Here is a 24,870-nt window from a genome sequence, read left to right as displayed (position 1 = left end):
TGAGGCTGAATTATTTACGTTATCTGAAGCATTTTTCGTTAAGATAAAGACAATAAAATGAAATAAGAGCAAGCACATGATGGTGGTTTGGGGATTTATTATATTGCTGACTTTGGCGGTGATTTTTCTGATCTGGCTGCAGTTTAATCAGAATGATGAACCACGTAGCGTGGAAGGCGTGCCAGTCGAAGAAAAAATCGTGCATCTGGAAGAAAATTTGAAAAAGACCCTGGAAATTATGCAGGATCTAGCCAAAAAAATGCATTTGCAGCAGGAAGTGCTGGATCAGACCACAGCCAAACTTCAGCAGGTTGAATTGCAAAATGCCGAACTGGTCAGTTTGCTGACCAAAGTGGTCGATCCACAGAAATAATCCAAACCCCTTTAGAAATTATTTAAAGGGATTTTGTTTGAGTATTAGACGATTAAAATTCTTAAAACTGCGGCAGAAACCATACTGATGGCGACGGTTGGTAATAATCCAAAACGCGTAGCGGCAAATAGCGTTAAAGCCAAGGCGATCAGGTCTGCAGGATGGTCTCGAACAAAATAGGGTGCAATTACTGAAATCAGCACGCAGCCAGGGACTACTTCCAGAATTTTTCGCTGACGCTGTGTCAGCGTTTTATTTTTTAATAAGACGTAGCCCAAGATCCGGGTTAAATAGGTGGTCGCAGCAATCAGAATAATAGCCACCAAGGTATTCATCTGGATCATGTTTGATCCTCTTGAATCAGGAAAAATGCCGAAGCGATTCCAGACAAGGCGCCAATCGGCACATACCAGCCCGCAGGTAAATATAAATAAGCCAAAGCCGCACAGACTAAACTGACCAGCCATGGCCGGGCAGCCTCAAAACCTTTCCACATACTTCTTAGTAACACCAGAAATACAGCAGGAAAGGCCATATCAAAACCAAAACGGTTGATGTCGCCTAATACAGGTCCAAGCATGGCCCCGAGTGTGGTAAATCCGACCCACATCAAGTACAGGCAAAAACACAGGCCGGCATAATAAGGCATGCTAAACGCAGCACGATAACCCAGTTGCGCCTGTTTCCTTTGTGCATCAGCCAGACCGAGTGCCCAGCTTTCATCGACCATAAAAAACAGCGCCGGAAAAACTTTACGATTCGGAAGATGCTTTAAATACGGCACCAAACTGGCGCCCATCAACAGATGCCGGCTATTTACCAGAAAGGTAATGAACATCAGCATGAGTAAATTTGGTGGACTGCTCCAGACTTCCAGAATGGCAAATTCAGAACCGCCGGCAAAGTTTAATCCTGTCAGTAAAGGCACTTCGAGCAAGCTGAAATTCTTCTGTACTGCCGTCGCACCCAACACCAGCGCAAAGGGGATAATCCCTAAAAGCATGGGAATAGAATCTTTCATGCCACGTTGAAATTCACTGAAATCGGTAGGGGCAACTATTGCTGAGGTGCTTTGTCTGAACAAAAGCATAGAAATGACCTGGGTACTGCAAAACTAAACCATATTTTATGGCGATATTCAGGCTATTTGCTGTTGTAGTGAAAGAGGTTTGAGTTTTATTTGAAATTAAATTGCGCTAAATTAAGTTTAAGAGGTTTTAAATGCCAAAGCATAGATATGGATCAAATAGATAAACACATTCTGCATGAGCTGCAAAAGAATGGAAAACTGCAAAATAATGAACTGGCTCAATTAATTGGCTTATCGCCATCACCCTGTTTAAGACGGGTGAAACAGCTGGAAGATGATGGTGTGATTGAGCAATATGTCGCGCTGCTGAATCCGCAAAAGGTCAATTTGGCGATGAGTGTGTTTGCACGTGTCTGGCTCAAGTCTCAAGAAGCTGCTGTGGTCGATCAATTTGTCGAAGCGATCAAGGAAATGCCAGAAGTCGTCGAGTGCCAGTTAATGGCAGGCGATTGTGATTTCTTTTTAAGAATTGTGGTGGCTGATCTGGATGCCTATCGTAAATTTCAGATTCATCATTTAACCCAAATTCCCTGCATTCAAAGTGTAAAAACTGAAATTCCATTGCAAACGGTTAAAAGCACGACTGCATTGCCTTTGGTTTAATGCCGGATTTTGTCATGCTATTTGTTTTAAATGTGCATTAAAACGCTGATAGTTGACACAATTGTTGTTGATTTCATCAGGTAGCGAAAATTATAAAATTTGCGATGCACAGCCAAAACTATCGTGCTAGACTAGGAGAAATCGGGTGTGCTCCCGATTTTTTTATGCGGATTCGTTCCGCGCTGACAAGAATTTAGGTTTACAACATGCCCATTTCAGAGACATGGTTATTACCTGATGGTGTAGCTGATGTATTACCAGAACAAGCGCAAGTTATTGAAAGTCTGCGCCGTAAATCACTGGATTTCCTTGCATCTCGAGGTTATCAGCTGGTGTACACGCCATTCATTGAATACATCGAATCTCTATCTTCTCTCTCAGAATCGAATCAAGATTTAGACTTAGCCACTTTTAAAGTAATCGATCAGCTTTCTGGTCGTTTGCTTGGTGTGCGTGCCGATATGACACCACAAGTGGCTCGTATTGATGCGCATGTACATCCAGTGGAAGGTGTAGCACGTTACTGCTATGCAGGAACCGTTCTGCATACCAAGCCTCGCGGTTTTAACACTTCGCGTGCGCCACTACAGTTAGGTGCGGAGCTATTTGGTTCAGACAGCATCGATGCCGATGTAGAAATGGTCGACTTGATGATCAGTCTGATTCAGGAAACAGGTCTGGCAGATGGTATTCATCTGGACTTAGGTCATGTGGGTTTATTCCGCAGTCTGGTGGCTCAAGCCGGCTTAAACAAAGTCGCTGAACAGCAATTATCTGATTTATACCAGCGTAAGGCTTTGCCAGAATTAGAAGAATTCACGGCAGACCTGAAATTTGGTCAGGATTTCTATGCACTTGGACGCTATGCCAGCGACCTGGATGCATTACAAGCGCATTTAAGTGCTGAAGTGTTGGCAAATTCAGCATTTACGCAGGCTTTTAATGTCTTGCAAACAACCAAAGACGAAGTTCAAACCCGTTGGCCAAACTTGAGTATTGGTATTGATGTGGTTGAATTACGTTCATACCATTATCATACTGGCTTGATGTATGCAGTCTATGCACCGAACCGTGCAGCTGCACTGGCACAAGGTGGCCGTTATGATGGCATTGGTGAACATTTTGGCCGTGCGCGTCCGGCAACCGGTTTCTCTTGTGACTTATATGCTTTAAGCGCAGGCCAGTTTGATGCGGTACAGGTCGTGGTTGCACCTAAAGGCACTGATGCAGAACTTCTGAATGCAATTCAGAATATTCGTGCACAAGGCTTAAGTGTAATTCAGTTACTGGGTAATGATGATTTAAACTCGATTCCATATGCGACGCACCAGCTGGTGAATGCGAATGGTGAGTGGACAGTCAAAACGATTTAACTGCTTGGCTCAGTGTTCATGTCGCTGAGCGGGGCTTTCAACTTTAACAGCATGATGTAATGAGGCTATTATGGGCAAGAATGTTGTGGTACTTGGTACCCAATGGGGCGACGAAGGTAAAGGTAAAATCGTCGACCTGCTCACAGATCAAGCGGCAGCGGTAGTTCGTTATCAAGGCGGACATAACGCAGGTCACACTCTTGTGGTTGGTGGTAAGAAAACTGTCTTACACCTCATTCCATCAGGTATTTTACGTGAAAACGTATTGTGCTTAATTGGTAACGGTGTTGTTCTTTCTCCTGAAGCGCTCATCAAAGAGATGGACATTCTTGAAAAAGAAGGCGTTCCTGTTAAAGAACGTTTACGCATTTCTCCAAACTGTCCATTGATCCTTCCGAACCACATCGCACTTGATCAGGCGCGTGAGAAAAAACGTGGTAATGCGAAGATTGGTACGACAGGTCGTGGTATCGGTCCTGCATACGAAGACAAAGTAGCGCGTCGCGCAGTACGTGTTGCTGACCTGGTGCGTGGTGGTGAACATCTGACTGCTCAGTTAACTGAACTTCTGGACTACCATAACTTTCAGCTGACTGAATACTACGGTGTTGAAGCGGTTAAACTGGAAGACGTGCTGGCACTTTGCGACGAATGGCGTAAGGTTGTTGCGCCACTGGTTGTGGATGTGACCACGGAATTGCATAACTACCGTAAAAACGGTGACAATATCATGTTCGAAGGCGCGCAAGGTTCACTTCTTGACGTTGACCACGGTACATATCCGTATGTAACGTCTTCGAATACAACTGCTGGTGGCGTAAGCTCTGGTTCAGGTCTGGGTCCTTTGCACCTTGACTATGTACTGGGTATTACTAAAGCGTACACCACGCGTGTAGGTGCAGGTCCATTCCCAACTGAGTTGGTGTATGACGCTGCAAATGACACAGGTGATGCGATTGGTAAACACCTCGGTACGATTGGTAATGAATTTGGTGCCTCTACTGGCCGTCAACGTCGTTGTGGCTGGTTCGATGCTGAAATTCTACGCCGTTCAGTTGATGTAAACTCACTTTCTGGTATTTGCCTGACTAAACTTGACGTTCTTGATGGTTTAGAAGAAGTGAAAATCTGTGTGGGTTATGAAGCTGCAGATTCTGGTTGTGTCGGTTCTTCTGATGCGCTTGCATTCGAAACTTTAAAACCGATTTATGAAACTATGCCAGGCTGGTCTGAGTCAACTTTCGGTGCGAAATCACTAGATCAGTTGCCAGAAGCTGCATTGAACTATGTAAAACGTCTTGAGCAATTGATTGAATGTCCAATCGACATCATTTCAACAGGTCCAGACCGTGAAGAAACCATTGTTCTTCGCCACCCGTTTGATGCTTAATCTTCATTTGACTAAAGCTTGAATGATAAAAACCCATCTCCGGATGGGTTTTTTTATATGTTAAATTTATGCAGGTATTTCAAGACTAAAGTTGCATCGGTAATACCACGTGATGTGCTTTAACATAGCGGTATATAAAGAAAGAAAAATGAGCAGCAGGATGCAAAAAAATATATCGGCGACCATGTTTTATTCATTGTTATTCGCGATGGGCGGGGCGCCAACAATGGCCATGATGATTATTCGTGCGCAAACCCAAAACCCCGAAGTGATTTATGCGGTGCTGATTGGTCTGAGTGTCATTATTGCATGTATATTAGTGCCTATTATTTTATTGCAAAATGCTTTTTTATATTTCAAACGTAAAGACGAAATGCTTGAACAGAAAATCAAACCACTGAGTCAGGTTTACTTGGGCCTCAATATTATTTGTCTGATTTATTGGTTGGCGATACAGTATTTGGCTTAAAAATTACATAATTTATAAGAAGATGAATGAATTAAGCGTTTAGCTGCTGCGCGCTTTCACTTATAATTTTTACAATGTAAATTGCCCTTGAGCCAAGGCGGAGTAAATTATAATGAAGAATAAACTTTTATTGAGTATGGCGGCTGCTACAGTCGTCACATTATCAGGTTGTACCACCATTGCCGATATGGCAGGGGCAGATACTGCGACCTTAAATGCATCTGCGAGCCAAAGCTATAATGCCATGGTCAATGATGCGAAAAACAAAGGTCAACTGGATACCAGTTCAGCGACCTACAAACGGATTAATAATGTATTTAACCGTTTGAAACCGGTTGCCAATCAGATGAATCAAACCGGTACAGTATTCCAGTGGCAATTAGCTGTGCTTAAATCTGACCAGGTCAATGCCTTTGTTGCGCCAGGTGGTAAGGTTGTATTCTATACCGGTATTGTGAATAAGCTGAATCTGACCGATGCTGAAATTGCAGCGATTATGGGTCATGAAATGGTGCATGCCTTAGAAGAGCATTCTAAGCAGAAAATCGGTGCCCAAGCCCTGACTGATCTGGCCTTGGGTATTGGCTTAAATGCAGCAGGTGTGGGTCAAGGTGGCGCTGCAGCAGCACAATTGGGTAGTCAGATCGGTATTGGCTTGCCATACTCGCGTAATCTGGAAAGCCGTGCTGACCAAGGCGGTTTAATGCTGATGGCGCGCGCAGGTTATAACCCGAATGCAGCCATTACCCTGTGGGAAAAAATGAACAAACTCGGTGGCGGCAGTGGTGCAACCTTCCTGTCTACGCATCCATCGAATAGCCAGCGTATTGGGCAAATGCGTCAACAGTTGCCAGCAGCGATGCAGATTTATAACCAAAAAAAATAATCCCCTGATCATCCTGTAAAAGGAGATCTTGATCGGATTGAAAAGGCAGGGCAATGGCTCTGCTTTTTTTATAGCTAATTGGATGGTTAATATTCTGCGGGCTATTTTCAGGCAATAAAAAAGGCAAAGTCTGACTTTGCCTTTTTTCACTCAAGATCAGAAGATCTTAGTGCTGGTGACCGCCTACACCGTGTACGTGGCCGTGATCTAATTCTTCTTGAGAAGCTTCACGAACAGATACGATTTCAACTTCGAAAGTCAGGTCTTGACCAGCAAGTGGGAAGTTAGCATCAACAACAACATTGTCGCCTTCAACTGCTTTAACAGTTACGATTTGCACGCCGTCATCAGTTTGAGCTTGGAACTGCATACCTGCCTGAATGTTGTCTACGCCTTGGAACATTTGCGCAGGAACTTCTTGAACTAGGTCAGGGTTGTATTCGCCATAACCTTCAGCAGCAGGAACGTTTACAGTGAATTTTTCACCTACAGTTTTGCCTTCTAACGCATTTTCTAAACCTGGGATGATGTTACCTGCACCGTGCAAATAGGCAAGTGGTTCACCTTGAGATTGGTCGAGAGTTTCACCCTCTGCGTTAGTCAATGTGTAGTGGAAAGAAACCACGAGGTTATTTGCAATAGCAGTCATGTTAATTGATCCATTCAATTTTTTAAGGGTACATCATAAAGTGAAATTGCATTTTTGTAGACTAAAATTAGCAAAAAAACGCAATTTGACAATTTTGTTGACGATTTTTTCATTGATTGGGCCAAATTCTGGAATTTCAATGCAATTTCAGCTTTGGAGCAATTTTTCGTGTAACAAAATCTTTTGCGGTGAGAATGCCAGCATGCGCATAACCATGAATGGTCGCCTGATGAATTCGATATAAAGAAACATACATCGATTTGGCAACAAAGCCTTGCACATTGACCTGACCGAGTAATTCACCGACAGCTTTATTCTGGCTTAAGGAAATCAGTGAGCCTTTGTCGGAAAATTTAAACATCGGTAAATAGTTTTCCTCATTGATCCGTGCTTTTAAGGCATTGGCCAGGAAATTGGCCTGTTGGCTAGCCACTTGTGCGCGTGGACCCAAGACCGGTTCATCTGCAGCAGGCTGGCAGTGAGCACAATCACCAAAAGCAAAAATGTCTGGATCAGATTTGGTTTGCAGGGTGGAGAAGACTTTCAAGCGGTGAATATTGTCCTTTTCCATATCTTGCAGTTGTGCCAAGACTTCAGGTGCTTTGATACCTGCGGCCCAGACTTTAATCTCGGCATCCAGACTTGAGCCATCTGCAAAATAAATTTTGTCTTCATCTACCTTGGCCACACGATGACTGGTAAGGACTTCAATACCGAATTTTTCTAGCTGTTGCATGGTATGTTCAGCAACTTTCGGCGAGAGCGCAGTCAAAATACGATCCGCCGCTTCAATTAAGGTAATTTTGACTTTATTTGGATCGACCTTGTTTAAGCCATATTTAAAGAAATTGTGTTTGGCCTCCACCAACTCGGCAGCCAATTCTACTCCAGTCGCACCGGCGCCAATAATCGCGATATTCAGTTCACGGCTCGAAGCTTCATGTTGAGCATTCAAGTAGAGATGCAACAGATCCTGCTGAAAGATATCAGCTTGTGGACGGCTGTCGAGAAAATGACAGAACTGTTTGACGCCTTCGGTATTAAAGTCATTCGAGGTAGAACCCAAGGCCAGTACCAGGGTGTCATAGTCGATGCGCTGGTTCTTCTTGGCTTGGGCTTTTTTGGAGAAATATTCTGTTTCTACCACAATCTGTTTCGCTTCACGATCCAGACCGGTAAATGTCCCCAAGACAAATTCATAATGATGTGCGGCTGAATGGGCAAAATAATTGGTTTCTTCTTCATGTGGATTTAAGGTGCCTGCGGCCACTTCATGCAGCAGCGGTTTCCAGATGTGCGTCAGTTTTTGATCGACCAGAACAATCTGCGCTTTACCGCTTTTACCCAAGCTCTCACCCAGCTGAGTCGCCAGTTCCAGACCACCGGCACCACCACCCACAATCACGATTTTATGTGCTGTCATATATGATTAACCTGTTTATTTTTTTAATAAAAATAAGAGAAATAGAGAGAAAATATACTATGGCATGCGCTAAAACGCGTCTTGATTAAAATTGTTATACAAATTACAAAACGTAGCAATTCTGTGAGAGCAGGTAAGTATCGCTGCTTTGAGGAAGCAAGGGGAGAGCGAGATTGATAAAGGGAATCTGCTAGAAGATCAGAGAGGAGATCTTCTAGCTTAAAGAAAAGTGACTTGAGATGTAGCGCTATTATCTATCTAAAGGATAAAGCTTTACGCTTGGTGTATTGTCTGAAAATAAACCGAATAAGCCTTGTAGCCAGCTAAAGAATTTCTGAAACAGATTGGCTTCTTCAATTTCGACATGATCTTCAATTTGAATGGTGCGAATCAACTGATTATTCTGATAAACCTGAATGGTCGCCAAAGGCATCATGGTCGCCAAAGGTGCAATGAGTTCAGATGCTTTCACTTCAACATTGATATGAGTCTGAGTTTCCTGTAATGGCTCGATACTTTTTAAAACGCCATCACCAGTATTCAGCATGACACGCTGATTTGCCTGGTCAAACTGATTCAGGTCAATACTGTAGCCCTGATCATATAAAGAAGTGGTAATAATCTGCGGTTGCTTGGTTTGTACCTTAAACATTTTTAAGGTGGATTTAATTACAGGCAACTCAGCCAGTAGCTGTTGATCTTTGATCGCTACTTCATTGCGAGTATAGGTATAAGCCAGATTCATCAGCTTATGTGATACTTCAGCGCGTTTTGCTGCACTTTTAGTACCCAACACCACCACAATCAGACGGCGATTTGGCATTTCAAAATCTGCGGTGACGCGATTGGCGGTTAGTGCCAGATTATAGCCCGCTGCACGGGTAAAACCGGTTTTTAAACCATCTACTGTAGGATCGACCTGAAGCACACGGTTGGTCGCACGATGAAAATGCTGGTTATAAGTAAAGCTTGGCTGCTTTGAATAATACAGATAATCCGGAGTTTCATTCACCACCGCCATAGACAGTCTGGCTAAATCGGCGGCAGTCGAATAATGCTCAGGCATGGTAATACCGGCCGGATTCTGGAAATTGGTATGTTGCATGCCCAGTGCTTTGGCTTCCTGATTCATACGTTCAACAAACTGCGGAATACCACCCGAAATTTTCTCAGCCAGCGTCACCGCGGCATCATTGGCAGACATGATAATTAAGCCCGCCAGAAGCTGATCGACTGAAATTAGATCACCTTCTTTCAGGTACATCTGTGACTCATCCCACATCACGGTTTTAACCACAGAGGTCGCGGTTAAAACTTCATTTTTATTTAATTTTCCGGCCTCAATTTCCTTTAAGGCAATATAAGCCACCATCATTTTAGTCAGCGAAGCCGGAGCACGCTGAACGTCGGCATTGTGCTCTGCAATGACTTGACCAGACTGTGAATCCAGAATGGTCCAGGCTTCAGCTTCAACGCTTTCAGGCACAATATTGAGTAGGGCAGCATGTGAAAATGCAGAAATAAATAAACTGAATACCGCAATCAGTGAGATGATGTATTTCAATGGTGTTCCTTGATAACCCGCTGGGTGTTGAACGATTTAATTTTCACGCATGCTATGCCTTTTTTATACAGATAGCTAGTCGTAAATGTAGACAAATAAGACAGCTAAACCATACTGGCTTAAAAAATGCTAAGCTAAGCTATATCTCATTTATTTTAATTTTATATCGTTCATTATGTTGCATTATCAAATTGAATTTGACGATTATCGTCAGCATCTTATTCACGTGACTGTTCGTTTTCTTGCGGACCCAACCCAAGTCCTGTCATTGCCGACCTGGATTCCGGGAAGCTATCTGATCCGGGAATTTTCCAAGCACATTGAAGCGGTCAAAGCCTATGATGAAGATGGGCGCCAGTTACAGATCCAGAAATTTGAAAAAAATAAATGGCGTTTATTCAATACTGATCATGAACTGATTACAGTTGAATATGATGTCTATGCCTATGACCTGTCCGTTCGTGGTGCATATGTGGATCAAAATCGTCTCTACGTGAACCCGGCTTGTGCATGTCTGGGGCTGGAAGGTCAGGAAAATAAAGAAATTGAACTGGAAATCTTCCTGCCAGATGAATTGAAGCATTTTCAATTGGCAACAGGAATGCAGGCTAAAAGTCTGGTCAAAGGCCGTTTCACCCTGAAAGCTAAAAACTATGCCGAACTGATTGATGCGCCATTTGAGCTGGCAGAACAAACCCGTTTCAGTTTTGAAGCAAATGGTATTCCACATGAGTTTGTGGTGTCAGGCAAACACGCGATGAATGCGGCGCGTATGCAGCAGGACATTGAAAAAATCTGTGCTACAGAAATTTCAATGTTTGGTTCGGCGCCGTTTACAGACTATACCTTTATGACCATGGCAACCGGCAATAGCTATGGCGGTCTGGAGCATCCAAATTCTACCAGCCTGATTTCACCACGTGATGACTTGCCGAAAGCCAATGAGCCAGAAGAGCCATCTAAAGATTATCAGCGTTTCTTGGGCTTATGTAGCCATGAATATTTCCATTCATGGTTGGTGAAATTCATTCGCCCTGAAAACTTCGTCAATTATGATTTAAACAGAGAAGGCTATACTTCTTTGTTGTGGATCTTTGAAGGTTTCACCTCGTATTATGACGATTTGATCTTGCTACGCAGCGGCGTGATTAATCAGGAATCATATATTACTTTGTTAAAAGCACAGATTGACCGCTATTTGCAAAATCCGGGACGTGCGATTCAGTCAGTCTCTGAATCCAGTTTTGATGCCTGGGTGAAATTCTATCGTCAGGATGAAAACTCGAATAATGCGGGTACCAGCTATTACAACAAAGGTTGTTTAGTTGCACTGTGCCTGGATTTGGGTCTGCGTTTACGTGGTTCAAGTCTGGATGCTTTGATGCGCCGTTTGTATGAAAATGCCCAGAAAGGCGTTCAGGTGCATGAACGGACGATCTTTGAATTATGCAAAGAGCTGACAGGAGATGATTGGTCAGAACAGATTAATCACTTGATCAATACCACAGATGAATTGCCGCTCGATCAGCTATTCCCTGAGTTTGGTATGGCTTATAGCCTGAAAAATGACAAGTCTTTGCCATTCGGTTTAAAACTGGTAGATAAGCCGGAAGGTGTTCTAGTTCAATCTGCGCGTCGTGATGGGGTTGCTGTACTCGCTGGCCTTTCTGCCAATGATGTCATTATTGCAATTGATGGCTTAAAAGCAACGACCAAACTTGTTGAAAGCTATGCAAAACAGCAAGGTACTTTTACAGTGTATGCATTCCGTCGTGATGAGCTGATGAGTTTTGAAGTTCAAGCCGCGGGTTCTGAACTGACCGAAGTTGAACTGAAAGTAGAAGATCAGGCTAAAGCCGAGAAATGGCTTAAAGTTTAAATCCGAAATTATTCTTAATTTAAAAAAACCGGTGCATCGTCACCGGTTTTTTTATTGAAGTGCATGTTGAAAGAACATCTATTTAATGATCAGTCGTGATGTACCACGGAATTCTGCCACGATTTGATTATGTTGATTCATCACTTGAATGTCATAAATGCCACTACGGCCACTGCTGGTTTTGTGTTCGGCTACAGCAGTCAGCGTGTCGCCAAGCAATCCCGGTTTTAAATAATGAATACCGCAATGTTGACCGACTGCCGGATGTTCACCGGTATTGCAGGCAATTGCAAAAGCTGCATCTGCCAGTGCGAAAATCACGGCACCGTTACAGGTCTGATGACCTTGTAAATGTTGTTCAGTCACCTTTAATTCGATCTTTGCATAATTGTGATTATAAGAAACCAGATGAGCACCAAGATGCTGAATTAACCGGTCCTGATTAAACATCTGGTTGACTTGCTGATCCATTGCAAAACTCCTTATTTAGATATGTTTTATTTTAAATTATTAAATATATGAATCATAAATAACATCGGATAGTCAGAATGACAAGATGGAAGAGTTAGAAATCTTGTTTGCACACATAAGAAAAAGCAGGTAAACCCATATTTAGGAATGGCTTTTTTATTATTAGAAGATGAATCAAAATAGTTTAAATTGGGGGATTAGAATTACAGTTGTATGGCTAGCTGTAATTTTTCTATTTTGGTTTTTTGGTGATTTGAAAAATCCAACATCTTTAAATGAATTAGGGGATTTTCTTGCAGGTATAGTTGCACCTATCGCTTTCTTATAGCTGATTTTAGGCTATGTGCAGCAAGGTAAGCAGCTAGAGCAAAATACAAAAGCATTAGAACAACAGGAAAGAGCATTACAGCTCCAAATCCAGGAAATGAAAGAAAGTGTTGAATATCAAAAACAACTTGGTGAAATTCAGAAAATTCAATTACAAGAAGTACAAAAAACATTAGAACCACGTTTTCTTATATTGAGTTCTAGAGTTAGGACTGTATTTTCAAATAAGGAAATGACTATTAATTGTTATGCGAACTTATATTTGATAATCGAAAACTTGGGTGAAGATGCGTTTGATTTTAAAATACAATCAGGTGAAAAAAACGCAGTTATAGCTAAAGAAAATAAATTTTTAGCTAGTGAGGTTAAACATATTAAGTTTGAACTAGACCAAACGAAATTAGATGAATTAAATAAGCATAAAGAAGTTGACGCTGATTTTATAATTGAGTATCAGAGTAAAAATGGAAGAGACTATAAGAAGTTACTAAAAACATATATTTATCAATCTAAGCATCCATTTTATGAACTTGAATCTAACATGATTGATAAGTAATAAACTCAATTCCCCCGATACGTTGAATAGCCATAAGAACTTAATAACAGTGGAATATGGTAATGCTCCAACGTGCCATCAATCACAAAAACTACCGGCACTTCAGGGAAGAACGTCCGTTGATTATTGGCCTTAAACCAATCACTCGTTTTAAACGTTACTTTATAAACGCCTTTTTGTAACGCGGTGTCTTTAGGATAAAATTCTTTAATACGACCATTACTGTCTGTCTTGGCTTCATTGAGCTTGACCCATTTCTCACCTTGTTGAGCTTCTAGGGTGACCGTGACATTAGCAGAGGGTAGGCCGGTTTCCTGATTAAGTACATGCACACTCAGCGGATTGGCAAAGCCAAAAGTTGAAAGGGAAGTCGCAGCTAAAGCGAAAATTATTTTTTTCATGAGACTCACATTAAAATGAATACTTTAATTAATTCTAATAGATTGAAAAATAAAAAAATATTTAAGTTATGTAATAAAAAAAGCCCACCGAAGTGAGCTTGATTGAATCTATTCAAACTTAGCCACGACCGCGGCCGCGACCACGTGGTGCTTTGGTATTTGGACGAGTTGTGCCATTGGTCTTACGACGCGGCTTTTCACTTTCATCCATTTGCCAGATACGTTTGGTGCCAGACTTTTTCACAGAACCATCTTTGTTCTTGCGAACCATTGGCTTACCACCCGTACCACCCGGCTTTTTCACATAAGAGCGTGAACGGTATGGTTCTTCCGCAGGAACATTCTGGAAGTCTGGATAAAGTAATGGTTCAATTTCTCTGGTTTCACCCGGTTGCAATCCCATACGAACCAAATCAATCTCACCAATTTTGGTACGGATCAAACGCAGTGTAGGGAAGCCGACAGCAGATGTCATACGACGAACCTGACGGTTACGACCTTCACAGATTGAAATCTCAACCCAAGACGTCGGAACAGAGGCACGGAAACGTACAGGAGGATTACGCTCCCACAACCATTCCGGTTCAGACACTTTTTCAGCACGTGCAGGAAGCGTCATGCCATCTTTCAGTTCAACGCCTTTACGAAGCTGTTCAAGTGCTTCTTCGGTCACATCACCTTCCACTTGCACCATATAAGTTTTAAACTTTTTATTGGCAGGATTGGTGATATATTGGTTGAGACCACCGTGATCGGTGAGGAAAACCAGACCTTCTGAGTCCATGTCCAAACGACCCGCAAGACGTAAATCTTTGTCGTTGACAAAATCAGCCATGGTTGGGTGCTTTTCATCCGCACGGAATTGGGAGAGGACGTCATAAGGTTTGTTTAGAATGACGATTTTCATAGGAAATAACTTCTATAATTACATTAATTTAAAAAATGTAGAGGTTTATTTAAAAGGGAAATTTAGTTATTTCCCGTATAAATCTCAAAAACAACAAATCTGGATTAGAATATTATGCGTTAAGAACAGTTGAAAGTATTGCCTAATTGGCAATTATTTTAGATTTGTCAGCGGCATCCGGGAGAATACTAATAATGGGATATCAAAAAATCGTAGTACCTGTGGATGGTACCAAAATTACCGTTAATGCAGACCTGTCACTCAACGTACCAAATAATCCAATTATCCCATTTATCGAAGGGGATGGAATTGGTGCAGATATTACACCAACAATGCGAACTGTGGTAGATGCTGCTGTGCAAAAAGCATACGCCGGGAAGCGTTCCATCGAATGGATGGAAGTCTACTGCGGTGAAAAAGCTGACAAAATTTACGGCACCTATATGCCTGAAGAAACTCTCGAAGCACTGCGCGATTATGTGATATCGATTAAAGGTCCACTGACCACGCCAGTCGGTGGTGGTATTCGTTCCTTGAATGTGGCTTTACGTCAGGAACTGGATTTATATGTCTGTGTACGTCCGGTGCGCTGGTTTGAAGGGGTACCTTCGCCAGTACATAATCCGGAACTGACCGACATGGTGATTTTCCGTGAGAATTCAGAAGATATTTATGCCGGTATTGAATGGAAAGCAGATTCTCAGGAAGCGAAAAAGGTTATCAAGTTTTTGAAAGAAGAAATGGGTGTAACCAACATCCGCTTTGAAGACAATTGTGGAATCGGAATCAAACCTGTCTCCAAAGAAGGTAGCCAGCGTCTGGTACGTAAAGCGATTCAATTTGCCATTGAGAATGACAAGCCGAGTGTGACCTTGGTGCACAAAGGCAATATCATGAAATACACCGAAGGGGCATTTAAAGAGTGGGGCTATGAGGTCGCATTGGAACGTTTCGGCGGTGAGCTTTTAGATGGTGGTCCATGGGTTAAAATCAAAAATCCAAGAACAGGCAAAGACATTATTATTAAAGATGTCATTGCTGATGCCTTCTTGCAGCAAATCTTGATGCGTCCGGCGGATTATTCTGTAATTGCGACACTGAACTTAAATGGTGATTATATTTCTGATGCGCTGGCTGCGGAAGTCGGCGGGATCGGGATTGCACCGGGTGCCAATATCGGCGGTTCGATTGCAGTTTATGAAGCAACCCACGGTACAGCGCCTAAATATGCTGGACAAGATAAAGTAAATCCGGGTTCGATTATTCTGTCAGCAGAAATGATGCTGCGTGATATGGGCTGGATAGAAGCTGCCGACTTGATCATCAAGGGGATTTCGGGTGCGATTGCGGCAAAAACGGTGACCTACGATTTTGAGCGCTTAATGCCAGGGGCGACCTTGCTGCGTTGTTCCGAGTTTGGTGAAGCGATTATTGCCAATATGGATGCCTGAAATTGCGATGCAATTTATGAATAAAAAAACCCGCAATTACGGCGGGTTTTTTTATCACTTTATTGGGAAGCAAAGGCTGAACGGTTTAAGGTTAAACGTTAAAATAAGTATCAGGCTGCAAGATCATGTAAGAAGTGTAATGAGCCTAGAAATGATTCGTTCTAAGCTGAATAACTTAGTAAACACTGTATTACATTGACGTATTTGGATACAGCTCAGCGATTGGCTTATTTTGTATAAACGTTACAGTGATGAATGGAACTTCCAGTGATATAGAGACGTTTCTCCAAAGGAGTAAATCATGGCTAAAGCTAAAGCGAGACATAAGCAGGTCCAACAAAAAGACAAGCAGGACAATGCTCAGAATGAAGAGCAGCAACAGCAACAACAGCAACAACCATCGAAACCATCTCGTGCTAAAAAACGTAGATAATCTCCTATCCACCTAAAATAACAAAACCCTCATTTGAGGGTTTTGTTATTTGAACGCTTGTATAAAATCATCACTAAAAATAACAGGATTGTGACTTTAAATTAGGCGGTTGTGATTAAGATAAAAGTCATCTATTTAATTTAATGCGAATATTGGTGAAATTTCTTCGGATTATAAGCTTACTGTTATCTATAGGTTTTCTACTAACTGCCTGTCAGCCACCGCCTTCAGGTGAAGCAGCAGGTTGGAAAAGCCCTTATCTGTATTGGCAATTACAGAGAGCCCAGTTAGAAGCTCCGCTACAGATTCCGGTTGAAGGCGTCAGAGTTGGTCAGATTAATGATACTTGGGGAGCAGCGCGTAGTGACGGTCGTAAACACGAAGGTACGGATATTTTTGCCAAACGCGGTACGCCAGTATTTAGCGCGACCCCAGGTATTGTGCGTAGGATTGGCACCAACAATCTGGGTGGAAAAATCATCTGGGTGACCGGTCCAAATATGAGCCAACATTATTATGCACATCTGGATGACTATGCAGAACATATTCAGGAAGGCGACTGGGTTGAGGCAGGTGAAGTCATCGCTTATGTGGGGAATACAGGTAATGCCAAAAATACCCCGCCGCATTTACATTATGGGATTTATTTAGGTGGGCAAGGAGCAACCAATCCTTATCCTTATTTAGTCCCTTCTCCATGAGCAGAAATTGGCAGAGTTTGTTGTTCAGATTTGAGTCTGACAGGACGTGTGTACCAGAACAATTGTAACGTTCCTAATAAAAGAACAAATGTGGCCAGTATGAACTGTTGATGATAGCTCAATCCAAAATATTGCAGCGCACTAAAGCTGAGTCCACCGATCAGCTGAATCGAGGCAAAACACAAGGTGGCAATACTCCAGAGCTTTTTATAAGCCAGTCCATACAGTTGCAAAATGGTATAGGAGGTCAGGAACACCACAGCCGGATTTAGCATCCCGGTAAAAAAGGAAGAGCTAAAAGTAAGCAATGGGCTGGCATCTAGGGTTGCAATAAAAATAGCCACAATATAAAGACTATAAAGAATTTTCAGGGCAACAAAATTACCCCATTTTCTGGCCAGTGCATAAGCACTCAAGGCGCCTAAAGCACTACCTAGTCCATACAGAATCCAGTTGAAATTAATCCAGAACAAGCTCAATCCCAACTGCTGGCTTAAATAATCAATCCAGAAGAGTGAATGCGGTATATAAGCGAAAGCACTACAAGCATAAACTGTAAGTAAACTATAAAAGACGCTATTCAGAGATAGATGAGAGGTAACCGCAGGAGCTTGTGCCGACAAATATGGCTTAAATTTCTGAATCAGTAGACTTAAAACGATACAGATAAGCAAAGCAAAACCACATAAGATTAGCCATGCAGTCTGTATGGAAATTTGATCCAGATAAGGCAGAAACAGGGTCGCAATTAAAACGCCTAGTCCAATCCCACTAAAACCAATAAAGTTGATTTTAAGACGATCCTGAAGTTCACAACACTGCGCGACCACACTCGGCGATAAGATCATCATCAGTCCACCGCTGATCCCTGAAATGATACGCCAAGCGATATACCACGCTTCAGAAAAACCAGAAAACGCACAACACATCAGGCTGAACATGCCAGCAAAGGCTGAAATTTGAATATAGGTACTCATACTGCGGTCTTGAGGAAGACGCATCGCGGTAAAAGCACCGATTAAATAACCCAGCAAATTGGCACTGCTCAAGAGGCTGGCAAAATCTGTACTCCAGCCAAAGGCTTCTCGTGTGCCAGGTAACAGTGCAGTATAAGAAAAACGAAGAATGCCAATGCCCAAGCACATACTAAGACAAAGAAAAAGGCTGAGCTTCATTGTGTTTGAGGACATCCGTGCACTCATAGAATTTTATATTTGGTCAAAAAATAACATGAATCTTCATGATTGAGGGGAAATTGCCTGAGAAGAAACCATTGAGTGCAGAAATTTGCTCAAAGAAACCGGTATGATTTTTAAAATTTCATCAGTCAAAAGCCTGAATTTTTCAGAGAAATAAAAAACCGCGTCTCAACGCGGTTTTTTATATTGTCTATTTCAAGAATTAACGCATCTTGGCCAGGAAACGGCCAACACGGGCAATGGCTTCACGCAGTTCATTTTCAGCCGGCAGGAATACTACACGGAAATGATCCGGTGTCGGCCAGTTAAAGCCTGTACCTTGTACCAAAAGTACTTTCTCTGCACGTAACAAATCCAGCATCAGTTTTTCATCGTCCTGAATTGGATACACATTCGGATCCAGTTTCGGGAAACAGTACATTGCACCTTCAGGCTTGACACAAGATACACCTGGAATCTCGTTCAGCATTTCCCAGGCAATATTGCGCTGTTCATATAAACGCCCACCTGGGCGAATTAGGTCATTAATCGACTGATAACCGCCCAGTGCAGTCTGAATCGCATATTGAGCCTGATGGTTGGCACACAAACGCATCGATGCCAGCATATCCAAACCTTCGATATAGTCTGCGGCACGTGCTTTATCGCCGGTAATGGCCATCCAGCCGGAACGGAAACCAGCAATACGATAGGCTTTAGATAAACCGTTAAACGAAACACAGAGCTGATCGCCAGCCAGAGCTGCTACAGCAACATGCTCGATTCCATCGTAAATAATTTTGTCGTAGATTTCATCAGCAAATAAAATCAGGTCATATTTCTTGGCCAAGTCGACGATTTGCTGCAACACATGACGTGGGTAAACCGAACCGGTCGGGTTATTCGGGTTAATAATCACAATACCACGGGTATTTGGCGTGATTTTGCTTTCCATATCAGCAATATCTGGATACCAGTGATTTTCTTCATCACATTTATAGTGAATCGCTGTACCGCCAGATAGATTCACTGCCGCCGTCCAGAGTGGATAATCTGGCATTGGAATCAGCATTTCATCGCCATCATCCAGCAGACCCTGCATGGCCATCACGATCAGTTCAGACACACCATTACCGATATAGACGTCATTGACGTGCATATCTAGAATGCCTTTTTGCTGATAATACTGACAGATCGCCTTACGCGCCGGGAAAATCCCTTTGGAATCCGTGTAGCCAATCGCATTCGGCAGGTTTAAAGCCACATCGTTGATAATTTCTTGTGGTGCTTCAAAACCGAATGGGGCAGGGTTACCAATATTTAATTTAATAATTTTGTGACCAGCTTCTTCCATCTCGATGGCCGCTCGTAACACAGGTCCGCGAATGTCGTAGCAAACATGATCAAGCTTGGATGATTTCTTGATTTCGCGAGGGGATTGGAAAGTGTTCGGCATTTTGATGTTCTCGGATGGAGTGGAGGTCACTTTTGCATAACGATATAAATAACTTTTAAATGTCTCAGTTGTGACTAGATCGAGATCATGTTCATCTCGAAGTAGTGCAACAATTTTTTCATGCGTAAATCCAAGCTGCTGATATTGTTTGATCACAGGCAGCAGATTTTTAAAAATTACGCTCTTTTTTTGCGACATTTTTTAATCCTGAGCAAATTTAGAGCTAAGAATACCATTAAATTTGCTCACTAAAAAACATTTAATGTAAAAATTGCTTACTTTTATTTTTATATTTGCTTTCTTTTTGCTTTTTTGGGCATTATATGTCTTTTGTAAAATGTTGAATAAAGACTAGAATTTTTAAAATGAATCACGTAAATATAGGATTATCCTATTTTAAATAGCAAGATAAAAAGGTATGTGATCATGGGAAAACTCAATAAATCAGACCGGGAATGGCAAAGAGAGTTATCACCTGAGGAGTTTCGCATTACGCGCGAGAAGGGAACCGAGCCGGCATTTACTGGAAAATACTGGAATACCAAGCAAGATGGCACTTATGTATGTCGTTGCTGCGGCACGCCATTGTTCTCGTCGGAGACCAAGTATGACAGCGGCTGTGGCTGGCCAAGTTTCTACCGTCCTGTCAGCAGTTCGGTGGTAGAAGAATTACCTGATACTTCACACGGAATGGTCAGAACTGAGATTGTTTGTCATCATTGTGACGCACATTTAGGGCATGTTTTCCCGGATGGCCCAGAACCGACCGGTTTGCGTTATTGTGTCAACTCGGCTTCTTTGGACTTAGAAACACAAGAAAAAAATGATGAGGAAACCTATCCATGACTAACATTTATCAGTTCGAAGCTGAATTGTTAGATGGCAAAAGCAAGCCACTTGCAGATTATGAAGGCAAGGTGCTTTTGATCGTCAATACAGCGAGTAAGTGTGGTTTTACCCCACAGTTTTCAGGATTAGAAAAACTTTACGAAAAATATAAAGATCAAGGTCTGGAAATTTTGGGATTTCCATGTAACCAGTTTGGCGGCCAGGATCCGGGTTCCAATGAACAGATTGGTGAATTTTGCCAGAAGAATTACGGGGTATCTTTCCCGATGTTTTCCAAGGTGGATGTCAAAGGCCCTGAGGCACATGCTATTTTTCGCTATTTAACCAATAATTCCAAAGGTATTTTAGGTAATGGAATTAAATGGAATTTTACCAAGTTTCTGATTGGCCGTGATGGCAAGGTATTGAACCGTTTTGCTCCGACCACCAAGCCTGAAGATCTTGAAGATGAAATTGCAAAAGTGTTGTAAGACTCTGTGTTGTTTTCTCAGTATGAGATGAAGATAGAACTCATCTGATTTCAATTAAAAAACCCACTGATCTACAGTGGGTTTTTTAGTCATGATAAAATTTAGAGAATGGCTTTCAGACGTTGAATGACTTCTTCACATTGCGCCAGATCGGCAACAAGGGCTAAACGTACATGATTTTCACCCGGATTACCCTGTTCAGTATCGCGGGATAAATAACGACCCGGAAGAACTTTAATATGTGCTTCCTCCATCAGGCGCTTGGCAAAGGCTTCATCATTATCGACTTTTAGCCAGTAGTAGAAACCTGCATCCGGTTTTTTCAGTGGCAGCAGGTGACCGAGTTCTTTCTGGAATAAATCAAACTTGGCACGGTATTGCACCCGGTTTTCTTCCACATGTGCTTCATCATCCCAGGCAGCAACTGACGCCAGTTGATGTTGCACCGGCATCGCTGCGCCGTGGTAAGTACGGTATTGCAAATAAGGTTTTAACAGGCTGGCATCACCGGCAACAAAACCTGAACGCATGCCTGGGAGGTTAGAGCGTTTAGACAGTGAATGGAACACCACACAGTTTTTATAGTCATCCCGGCCGATTTCAGCACAAACTTCCAGTAAACCTACGGGTGCCTGATCAAACCAGAGTTCTGAATAACATTCATCTGAAGCAATCACAAAGTTGTATTGATCCGACAGGGCAATCAGTTTTTTAAACTGTTCTTTCGACAGCACTGCACCGGTTGGATTGCCCGGGGTACAGACAAATAGCAGTGCAGTTTTTTCCCAGACTTCTGCCGGAACAGCATCAAAGTCACCAAGGTAGTTATTTTCCTCAGTACAGTTGATGAAATAAGGTTTGGCCCCTGCGAGCAGTGTTGCGCCTTCATAAATCTGATAAAACGGATTTGGCATCACCACATAAGGTGCATCTTCACGATTCACCAAAGCCTGTACAAACGAGAAAATCGCTTCACGCGTACCGGAAACAGGCAGGATATTGCTGTCTGTACTAATGCTATTGAGCTTAAAACGGCGTGTCAGCCATTGGGCAATACTTTCGCGTAGCTCAGGCAGGCCTTTACTGTTTGGATAGGTCGATAAATGTTTAAAGTTATCAATAATCGCTTGTTTCACAAACTCCGGTGCAGGATGCTTTGGTTCACCAATCGACAGGGGAATTAAGGGCATATTTGCAGGCTGGATATCCGCAAAAAGCTGATTTAACTTTTCAAACGGATAAGGGTGCAGTAGAGACAAGCTAGAGTTCATGAATAAGTAACCGCGTTTTAATGTGAGTGTTGACTACAAACCTGATGAGAGGCTTCATCCAGTGCAGTTTTAAGTGCAGCTGCAAATTCAGCAGATTCTTCAGGTGTCATAGGGTTGCCATCTTTTTTGGTGACAAAAAATATGTCTTCGGCACGTTCGCCAAGTGTAGCAATTTTGGCAGAGTGGATATCCAGGCCTTGCATCATAAATAAACCACCGATTTTGGCAAGTAAACCAGGATGATCGAGAGTAGCGATTTCGACCATATTTTGATTCAAGGCAGGATTGATACTAATATCGACTGTATTTTCAATATCGAAATGACGTAATTGACGCGGAATCCGGCGCTGCATCAGGCCCGGATATTCATCAGAATGACTCAAGGCATCTTTCAGAGCTTCAATCACTGTGGCTTCGCGTTCCGGATCGGTCAATAAGGTACCAAAACGGTCCAGTACTACATAGGTATCCAGACTGAAGGCTTTAGTCGCTGTAATAATCCTTGCGTCTTGTACATCCAGATTCATACGATCCAGAATAGCCACGGTGGTGGCAAACAGGTTGGGTTGATCCTGCGTATAAATAAAGATCTGTACCGCATCCTGCGCATATTTACGGTGCGCCCGCATCAGCACCAGTGGGGCAGGATTATCGCCGTGTTGTAAAATGGCACGGGTATGCCAGGCAATTTCATCTGCTGTTTCTTTGAGGAAATAGTCATCACCAAGTTCCTGCCAGACTTTTTCTACCTCATCCAGTGAGAAGTCCTGAACCAGAAGTTCACTGGCTGCAAATTTAGTATCTTCAATCAGCATTTGATAATCAACCGGACGGCCCAGACCAGAACGGATTACGTCACGTGCCTGAGTATATAGTTGACGCATCAGCGAAGCGCGCCAGGTATTCCACAGCTTCGGATTGGTGGCGTTAATATCGGCGACTGTCAGGGTGTACAGATAGTCCAGATGTTCCATGTCACCCATTTTTTCGGCGAATTCTTTGACCACATCCGGATCGGAGATATCTTTTTTCTGGGCGGTGACAGACATCACTAGATGATTCTGGATCAGCCAGGCCACCAGATTGCTTTCGCGTTCAGTAAAACCGTGGCTCCGGCAGAATTTAATCGCATCGCTAGCGCCGAGTTCACTGTGATCACCGCCACGACCTTTGGCAATATCATGGAAAATTGCCGCCAGATAGACGATGTCACGACGGGTCAAACGCTGGAATACTGAACTGACCACCGGGAATTCCTTGGCAAATTCAGGTTCTTTAAAGCGGTTTAAATTACGTAGCAGCAATAAGGTATGCGCATCGACCGTATAAATATGGAACAGGTCATATTGCATCAGTCCCAGAATTTGTCCAAATGCAGGAATATAGTTTCCGAGCACGCCATAACGCTTCATCGCGACCATAGTATCGTAGAGTCGATGTGGTGAACGGATAATCGCCATAAACAGTGCCTGATGCACCGGATTATCACGGAAATCCTGATCAATGCGTTTTCCAGCCAAGGTCAGCAGGCGTAAGGTGCGTGCACGAATGCCTTCGATTTCAGGACGATTGGCTAGTAAATAGAAAATTTCCAGAATTGCGTTTGGATTTTCCGAGAAAATCTTGTGATGCTGCACAGCCAGTTTGCCATCGACCAGTTTAAAGTTCTGGTTGATTTCTTCGATCTGGCGTTCATATTGCGGTAAACGTGGCGTAATGACCGATTCATTAAAATAGGCCAGCAGCATTTCGTTCAGCGTAGACACTTGCTGTGCACTGCGATAATAGCGCTTCATGAACTGTTCAATTGGATAGTTCGGATGATGCGCCTCTTCACGTACATAGCCAAATTTGGCAGCAATATCACGCTGATAATCGAACAATAAGCGGTTTTCATCGCGCTTGGTCAGGCGGTGCAGGTGATGACGGATTTCCCAGAGGAAACTTTCGGCTTCCTCAAGCACACCGAGTTCAAATTCTGAAATAAAACCGAGATGTACCAGATCATAAATGCGATTGACGCGGAAATGCCGTTTGGCAATCCAGCCAATCTGGTTGATATCACGGATGCCACCCGGCGCATTTTTAATATCCGGTTCCAGATTGCTTTCGGTATTGTTGTGCTGAGCATAGCGTTTATGCTGCTCATCCATCTTGGCATCAAAAAAAGTTTTGTCAGTCCAGGTACGTGACACGATACGACGTGGCCATTTGCACAGGTTTTCATTGCCAATAATCAGGCGGGCTTCGATCAGGGTGGTGGCGACGGTCAGATCACTGCTGGCCTGATTGACACATTCATTGATGGTGCGGACACTGATACCGGGTTTGAAATTCCCCACGTCCCAAAGCGATGAAATGAATGTAGAAATCAGTTGTTCCTGTTCCGGGTTAATCTCGTCTTCTGACAAGATCATGATGTCGACATCAGAATAAGGCAGCATTTCACGACGGCCATAGCCTCCGACTGCAAACAGGGCCAAATCAGTTTGATCCAGTTCGGCATGCTGCCAGAGAAACTGCAATGCTTCATCAATCAGGTTGGAACGCGCCAGAATAATATCCCGAATCGACTGGCCATTTTCAAAACTTTCCTGAAGCTGATTTTCGACATCACTGCGCCATTGATTGATGGCTTTAATGTCATGGTTGCTTTTAGCGTAATTCAGCAGTGGATGGGTGTTGATCATGTACAGTCGT

26 protein-coding genes are annotated in these 24,870 nt (G+C 42.9%); 14 read left to right on the top strand and 12 right to left on the bottom strand.

From position 1 onward, the window contains the following. The first annotated feature begins 76 nt into the window (after positions 1-76). On the top strand, positions 77-373 hold the full coding sequence (locus tag G4D73_RS04235) for a hypothetical protein (protein WP_005106505.1): 297 nt from the start codon (positions 77-79) through the stop codon (positions 371-373). A gap of 44 nt (positions 374-417) precedes the next feature. Here the strand turns inward: G4D73_RS04235 and G4D73_RS04230 are convergent, their stop codons facing one another. Further along, positions 418-717, bottom strand: coding sequence for an AzlD family protein (locus tag G4D73_RS04230; RefSeq protein WP_129716517.1), 300 nt, complete (start codon positions 715-717; stop codon positions 418-420). Continuing rightward, positions 714-1,463 (bottom strand): AzlC family ABC transporter permease, encoded by a 750-nt coding sequence (locus G4D73_RS04225; RefSeq protein ID WP_213687460.1) that lies wholly within the window; start codon positions 1,461-1,463, stop codon positions 714-716. Before G4D73_RS04225 ends, G4D73_RS04230 begins: the two co-directional genes overlap by 4 nt. 147 nt (positions 1,464-1,610) lie before the next feature. On the opposite strand from G4D73_RS04225, the gene G4D73_RS04220 reads away from it, so the two are divergent. The 5 genes from G4D73_RS04220 to G4D73_RS04200 all read left to right on the top strand — a co-directional run bounded on the left by G4D73_RS04220 (position 1,611) and on the right by G4D73_RS04200 (position 6,184). Next, a complete protein-coding gene (locus G4D73_RS04220) occupies positions 1,611-2,066 on the top strand; it encodes an Lrp/AsnC family transcriptional regulator (protein ID WP_213687459.1) in 456 nt (151 codons plus the stop codon). A gap of 206 nt (positions 2,067-2,272) precedes the next feature. Continuing rightward, positions 2,273-3,439 (top strand): ATP phosphoribosyltransferase regulatory subunit, encoded by a 1,167-nt coding sequence (locus G4D73_RS04215; protein WP_213687458.1) that lies wholly within the window; start codon positions 2,273-2,275, stop codon positions 3,437-3,439. Positions 3,440-3,509: 70 nt separating this feature from the next. Next, a complete protein-coding gene (locus G4D73_RS04210) occupies positions 3,510-4,829 on the top strand; it encodes an adenylosuccinate synthase (protein WP_004278963.1) in 1,320 nt (439 codons plus the stop codon). 160 nt (positions 4,830-4,989) lie between these two features. Continuing rightward, positions 4,990-5,298, top strand: a complete 309-nt coding sequence (locus G4D73_RS04205; RefSeq protein WP_071851724.1) for a hypothetical protein — start codon at positions 4,990-4,992, stop codon at positions 5,296-5,298. A 112-nt stretch (positions 5,299-5,410) separates the two neighbouring features. Then, positions 5,411-6,184, top strand: a complete 774-nt coding sequence (locus G4D73_RS04200; protein ID WP_213687457.1) for a M48 family metallopeptidase — start codon at positions 5,411-5,413, stop codon at positions 6,182-6,184. A 166-nt stretch (positions 6,185-6,350) separates the two neighbouring features. Here G4D73_RS04200 and slyD read toward each other — a convergent pair whose 3' ends face one another. The 3 genes from slyD to G4D73_RS04185 all read right to left on the bottom strand — a co-directional run bounded on the left by slyD (position 6,351) and on the right by G4D73_RS04185 (position 9,820). Continuing rightward, positions 6,351-6,833 carry a peptidylprolyl isomerase gene (slyD, locus tag G4D73_RS04195; protein WP_004278960.1) on the bottom strand — a complete coding sequence of 161 codons (483 nt, stop codon included), beginning with the start codon at positions 6,831-6,833 and terminating at the stop codon, positions 6,351-6,353. A 136-nt stretch (positions 6,834-6,969) separates the two neighbouring features. Next, complete coding sequence (locus tag G4D73_RS04190; RefSeq protein WP_213687456.1) at positions 6,970-8,256, bottom strand: NAD(P)/FAD-dependent oxidoreductase; 1,287 nt, start codon at positions 8,254-8,256, stop codon at positions 6,970-6,972. A 250-nt stretch (positions 8,257-8,506) separates the two neighbouring features. Next, complete coding sequence (locus G4D73_RS04185; protein WP_213687455.1) at positions 8,507-9,820, bottom strand: D-alanyl-D-alanine carboxypeptidase PBP6B; 1,314 nt, start codon at positions 9,818-9,820, stop codon at positions 8,507-8,509. Positions 9,821-9,995: 175 nt separating this feature from the next. Between G4D73_RS04185 and G4D73_RS04180 the strand changes: the two genes are divergently transcribed. Next, positions 9,996-11,699, top strand: a complete 1,704-nt coding sequence (locus tag G4D73_RS04180) for a M61 family metallopeptidase (protein WP_213687454.1) — start codon at positions 9,996-9,998, stop codon at positions 11,697-11,699. Positions 11,700-11,777: 78 nt separating this feature from the next. Here G4D73_RS04180 and paaI read toward each other — a convergent pair whose 3' ends face one another. Next, on the bottom strand, positions 11,778-12,170 hold the full coding sequence (gene paaI / locus G4D73_RS04175) for a hydroxyphenylacetyl-CoA thioesterase PaaI (protein ID WP_004278956.1): 393 nt from the start codon (positions 12,168-12,170) through the stop codon (positions 11,778-11,780). A gap of 169 nt (positions 12,171-12,339) precedes the next feature. On the opposite strand from paaI, the gene G4D73_RS15480 reads away from it, so the two are divergent. Together G4D73_RS15480 and G4D73_RS04170 are read left to right on the top strand one after the other, a co-directional pair. Further along, positions 12,340-12,498 (top strand): hypothetical protein, encoded by a 159-nt coding sequence (locus G4D73_RS15480; RefSeq protein WP_228305187.1) that lies wholly within the window; start codon positions 12,340-12,342, stop codon positions 12,496-12,498. Positions 12,499-12,513: 15 nt separating this feature from the next. Next, entirely contained in the window at positions 12,514-13,053 is a 540-nt protein-coding gene (locus tag G4D73_RS04170) for a hypothetical protein (protein ID WP_228305186.1), read from the top strand. A gap of 5 nt (positions 13,054-13,058) precedes the next feature. Here the strand turns inward: G4D73_RS04170 and uraH are convergent, their stop codons facing one another. Continuing rightward, complete coding sequence (gene uraH, locus G4D73_RS04165; RefSeq protein WP_044113019.1) at positions 13,059-13,454, bottom strand: hydroxyisourate hydrolase; 396 nt, start codon at positions 13,452-13,454, stop codon at positions 13,059-13,061. A gap of 118 nt (positions 13,455-13,572) precedes the next feature. Next, positions 13,573-14,361, bottom strand: a complete 789-nt coding sequence (locus G4D73_RS04160; RefSeq protein ID WP_004731551.1) for an rRNA large subunit pseudouridine synthase E — start codon at positions 14,359-14,361, stop codon at positions 13,573-13,575. A gap of 194 nt (positions 14,362-14,555) precedes the next feature. On the opposite strand from G4D73_RS04160, the gene icd reads away from it, so the two are divergent. From icd to G4D73_RS04150, 3 genes are all read left to right on the top strand, one after another. Then, complete coding sequence (gene icd / locus G4D73_RS04155; RefSeq protein ID WP_004645539.1) at positions 14,556-15,812, top strand: NADP-dependent isocitrate dehydrogenase; 1,257 nt, start codon at positions 14,556-14,558, stop codon at positions 15,810-15,812. A gap of 301 nt (positions 15,813-16,113) precedes the next feature. Further along, positions 16,114-16,245, top strand: a complete 132-nt coding sequence (locus G4D73_RS15600) for a hypothetical protein (RefSeq protein WP_004645538.1) — start codon at positions 16,114-16,116, stop codon at positions 16,243-16,245. Between the two features lie 143 nt (positions 16,246-16,388). Next, on the top strand, positions 16,389-16,946 hold the full coding sequence (locus tag G4D73_RS04150; protein ID WP_004278950.1) for a M23 family metallopeptidase: 558 nt from the start codon (positions 16,389-16,391) through the stop codon (positions 16,944-16,946). Here G4D73_RS04150 and G4D73_RS04145 read toward each other — a convergent pair. Both G4D73_RS04145 and G4D73_RS04140 read right to left on the bottom strand, forming a co-directional pair. Then, positions 16,925-18,136 carry a YbfB/YjiJ family MFS transporter gene (locus G4D73_RS04145; RefSeq protein WP_213687453.1) on the bottom strand — a complete coding sequence of 404 codons (1,212 nt, stop codon included), beginning with the start codon at positions 18,134-18,136 and terminating at the stop codon, positions 16,925-16,927. The two genes, G4D73_RS04150 and G4D73_RS04145, sit on opposite strands and share 22 nt — an antisense overlap. Positions 18,137-18,347: 211 nt before the next feature. Next, positions 18,348-19,778: a pyridoxal phosphate-dependent aminotransferase gene (locus G4D73_RS04140; RefSeq protein ID WP_213687452.1), complete on the bottom strand. Its 1,431-nt coding sequence runs from the start codon at positions 19,776-19,778 to the stop codon at positions 18,348-18,350. Between the two features lie 228 nt (positions 19,779-20,006). Between G4D73_RS04140 and msrB the strand changes: the two genes are divergently transcribed. Both msrB and G4D73_RS04130 read left to right on the top strand, forming a co-directional pair. Next, the gene (gene msrB / locus G4D73_RS04135; protein ID WP_004645533.1) at positions 20,007-20,426 is read left to right on the top strand and encodes a peptide-methionine (R)-S-oxide reductase MsrB; all 420 of its coding nucleotides are present in this window, start codon (positions 20,007-20,009) and stop codon (positions 20,424-20,426) included. Then, positions 20,423-20,899, top strand: a complete 477-nt coding sequence (locus G4D73_RS04130) for a glutathione peroxidase (RefSeq protein ID WP_004278946.1) — start codon at positions 20,423-20,425, stop codon at positions 20,897-20,899. Before msrB ends, G4D73_RS04130 begins: the two co-directional genes overlap by 4 nt. A gap of 101 nt (positions 20,900-21,000) precedes the next feature. Here G4D73_RS04130 and dapC read toward each other — a convergent pair whose 3' ends face one another. Beyond that, complete coding sequence (dapC, locus tag G4D73_RS04125; protein WP_213687451.1) at positions 21,001-22,170, bottom strand: succinyldiaminopimelate transaminase; 1,170 nt, start codon at positions 22,168-22,170, stop codon at positions 21,001-21,003. 17 nt (positions 22,171-22,187) lie between these two features. Further along, positions 22,188-24,860: a [protein-PII] uridylyltransferase gene (gene glnD / locus G4D73_RS04120; RefSeq protein ID WP_213687450.1), complete on the bottom strand. Its 2,673-nt coding sequence runs from the start codon at positions 24,858-24,860 to the stop codon at positions 22,188-22,190. Positions 24,861-24,870 lie beyond the last annotated feature (10 nt).

This window comes from Acinetobacter sp. WY4, assembly GCF_018438165.1.
Taxonomy (GTDB): Bacteria; Pseudomonadota; Gammaproteobacteria; order Pseudomonadales; family Moraxellaceae; genus Acinetobacter.
Note: the sequence above shows the minus strand (reverse complement) of the source record. Positions and strands in the feature narration are given on the sequence as shown.

Coding starts and splice junctions, on each gene's coding strand:
- glnD (WP_213687450.1), bottom strand. CDS start 24,860: ATGATCAACACCCATCCACTGCTGAATTACGCTAAAAGCAACCATGAC.
- G4D73_RS04200 (WP_213687457.1), top strand. CDS start 5,411: ATGAAGAATAAACTTTTATTGAGTATGGCGGCTGCTACAGTCGTCACA.
- G4D73_RS04210 (WP_004278963.1), top strand. CDS start 3,510: ATGGGCAAGAATGTTGTGGTACTTGGTACCCAATGGGGCGACGAAGGT.
- icd (WP_004645539.1), top strand. CDS start 14,556: ATGGGATATCAAAAAATCGTAGTACCTGTGGATGGTACCAAAATTACC.
- G4D73_RS04235 (WP_005106505.1), top strand. CDS start 77: ATGATGGTGGTTTGGGGATTTATTATATTGCTGACTTTGGCGGTGATT.
- G4D73_RS15600 (WP_004645538.1), top strand. CDS start 16,114: ATGGCTAAAGCTAAAGCGAGACATAAGCAGGTCCAACAAAAAGACAAG.
- slyD (WP_004278960.1), bottom strand. CDS start 6,833: ATGACTGCTATTGCAAATAACCTCGTGGTTTCTTTCCACTACACATTG.
- G4D73_RS04220 (WP_213687459.1), top strand. CDS start 1,611: ATGGATCAAATAGATAAACACATTCTGCATGAGCTGCAAAAGAATGGA.
- G4D73_RS04130 (WP_004278946.1), top strand. CDS start 20,423: ATGACTAACATTTATCAGTTCGAAGCTGAATTGTTAGATGGCAAAAGC.
- G4D73_RS04190 (WP_213687456.1), bottom strand. CDS start 8,256: ATGACAGCACATAAAATCGTGATTGTGGGTGGTGGTGCCGGTGGTCTG.
- msrB (WP_004645533.1), top strand. CDS start 20,007: ATGGGAAAACTCAATAAATCAGACCGGGAATGGCAAAGAGAGTTATCA.
- G4D73_RS15480 (WP_228305187.1), top strand. CDS start 12,340: ATGAATCAAAATAGTTTAAATTGGGGGATTAGAATTACAGTTGTATGG.
- uraH (WP_044113019.1), bottom strand. CDS start 13,454: ATGAAAAAAATAATTTTCGCTTTAGCTGCGACTTCCCTTTCAACTTTT.
- G4D73_RS04140 (WP_213687452.1), bottom strand. CDS start 19,778: ATGTCGCAAAAAAAGAGCGTAATTTTTAAAAATCTGCTGCCTGTGATC.
- dapC (WP_213687451.1), bottom strand. CDS start 22,170: ATGAACTCTAGCTTGTCTCTACTGCACCCTTATCCGTTTGAAAAGTTA.
- G4D73_RS04180 (WP_213687454.1), top strand. CDS start 9,996: ATGTTGCATTATCAAATTGAATTTGACGATTATCGTCAGCATCTTATT.
- G4D73_RS04215 (WP_213687458.1), top strand. CDS start 2,273: ATGCCCATTTCAGAGACATGGTTATTACCTGATGGTGTAGCTGATGTA.
- G4D73_RS04205 (WP_071851724.1), top strand. CDS start 4,990: ATGCAAAAAAATATATCGGCGACCATGTTTTATTCATTGTTATTCGCG.
- paaI (WP_004278956.1), bottom strand. CDS start 12,170: ATGGATCAGCAAGTCAACCAGATGTTTAATCAGGACCGGTTAATTCAG.
- G4D73_RS04150 (WP_004278950.1), top strand. CDS start 16,389: ATGCGAATATTGGTGAAATTTCTTCGGATTATAAGCTTACTGTTATCT.
- G4D73_RS04225 (WP_213687460.1), bottom strand. CDS start 1,463: ATGCTTTTGTTCAGACAAAGCACCTCAGCAATAGTTGCCCCTACCGAT.
- G4D73_RS04145 (WP_213687453.1), bottom strand. CDS start 18,136: ATGTCCTCAAACACAATGAAGCTCAGCCTTTTTCTTTGTCTTAGTATG.
- G4D73_RS04230 (WP_129716517.1), bottom strand. CDS start 717: ATGATCCAGATGAATACCTTGGTGGCTATTATTCTGATTGCTGCGACC.
- G4D73_RS04160 (WP_004731551.1), bottom strand. CDS start 14,361: ATGAAAATCGTCATTCTAAACAAACCTTATGACGTCCTCTCCCAATTC.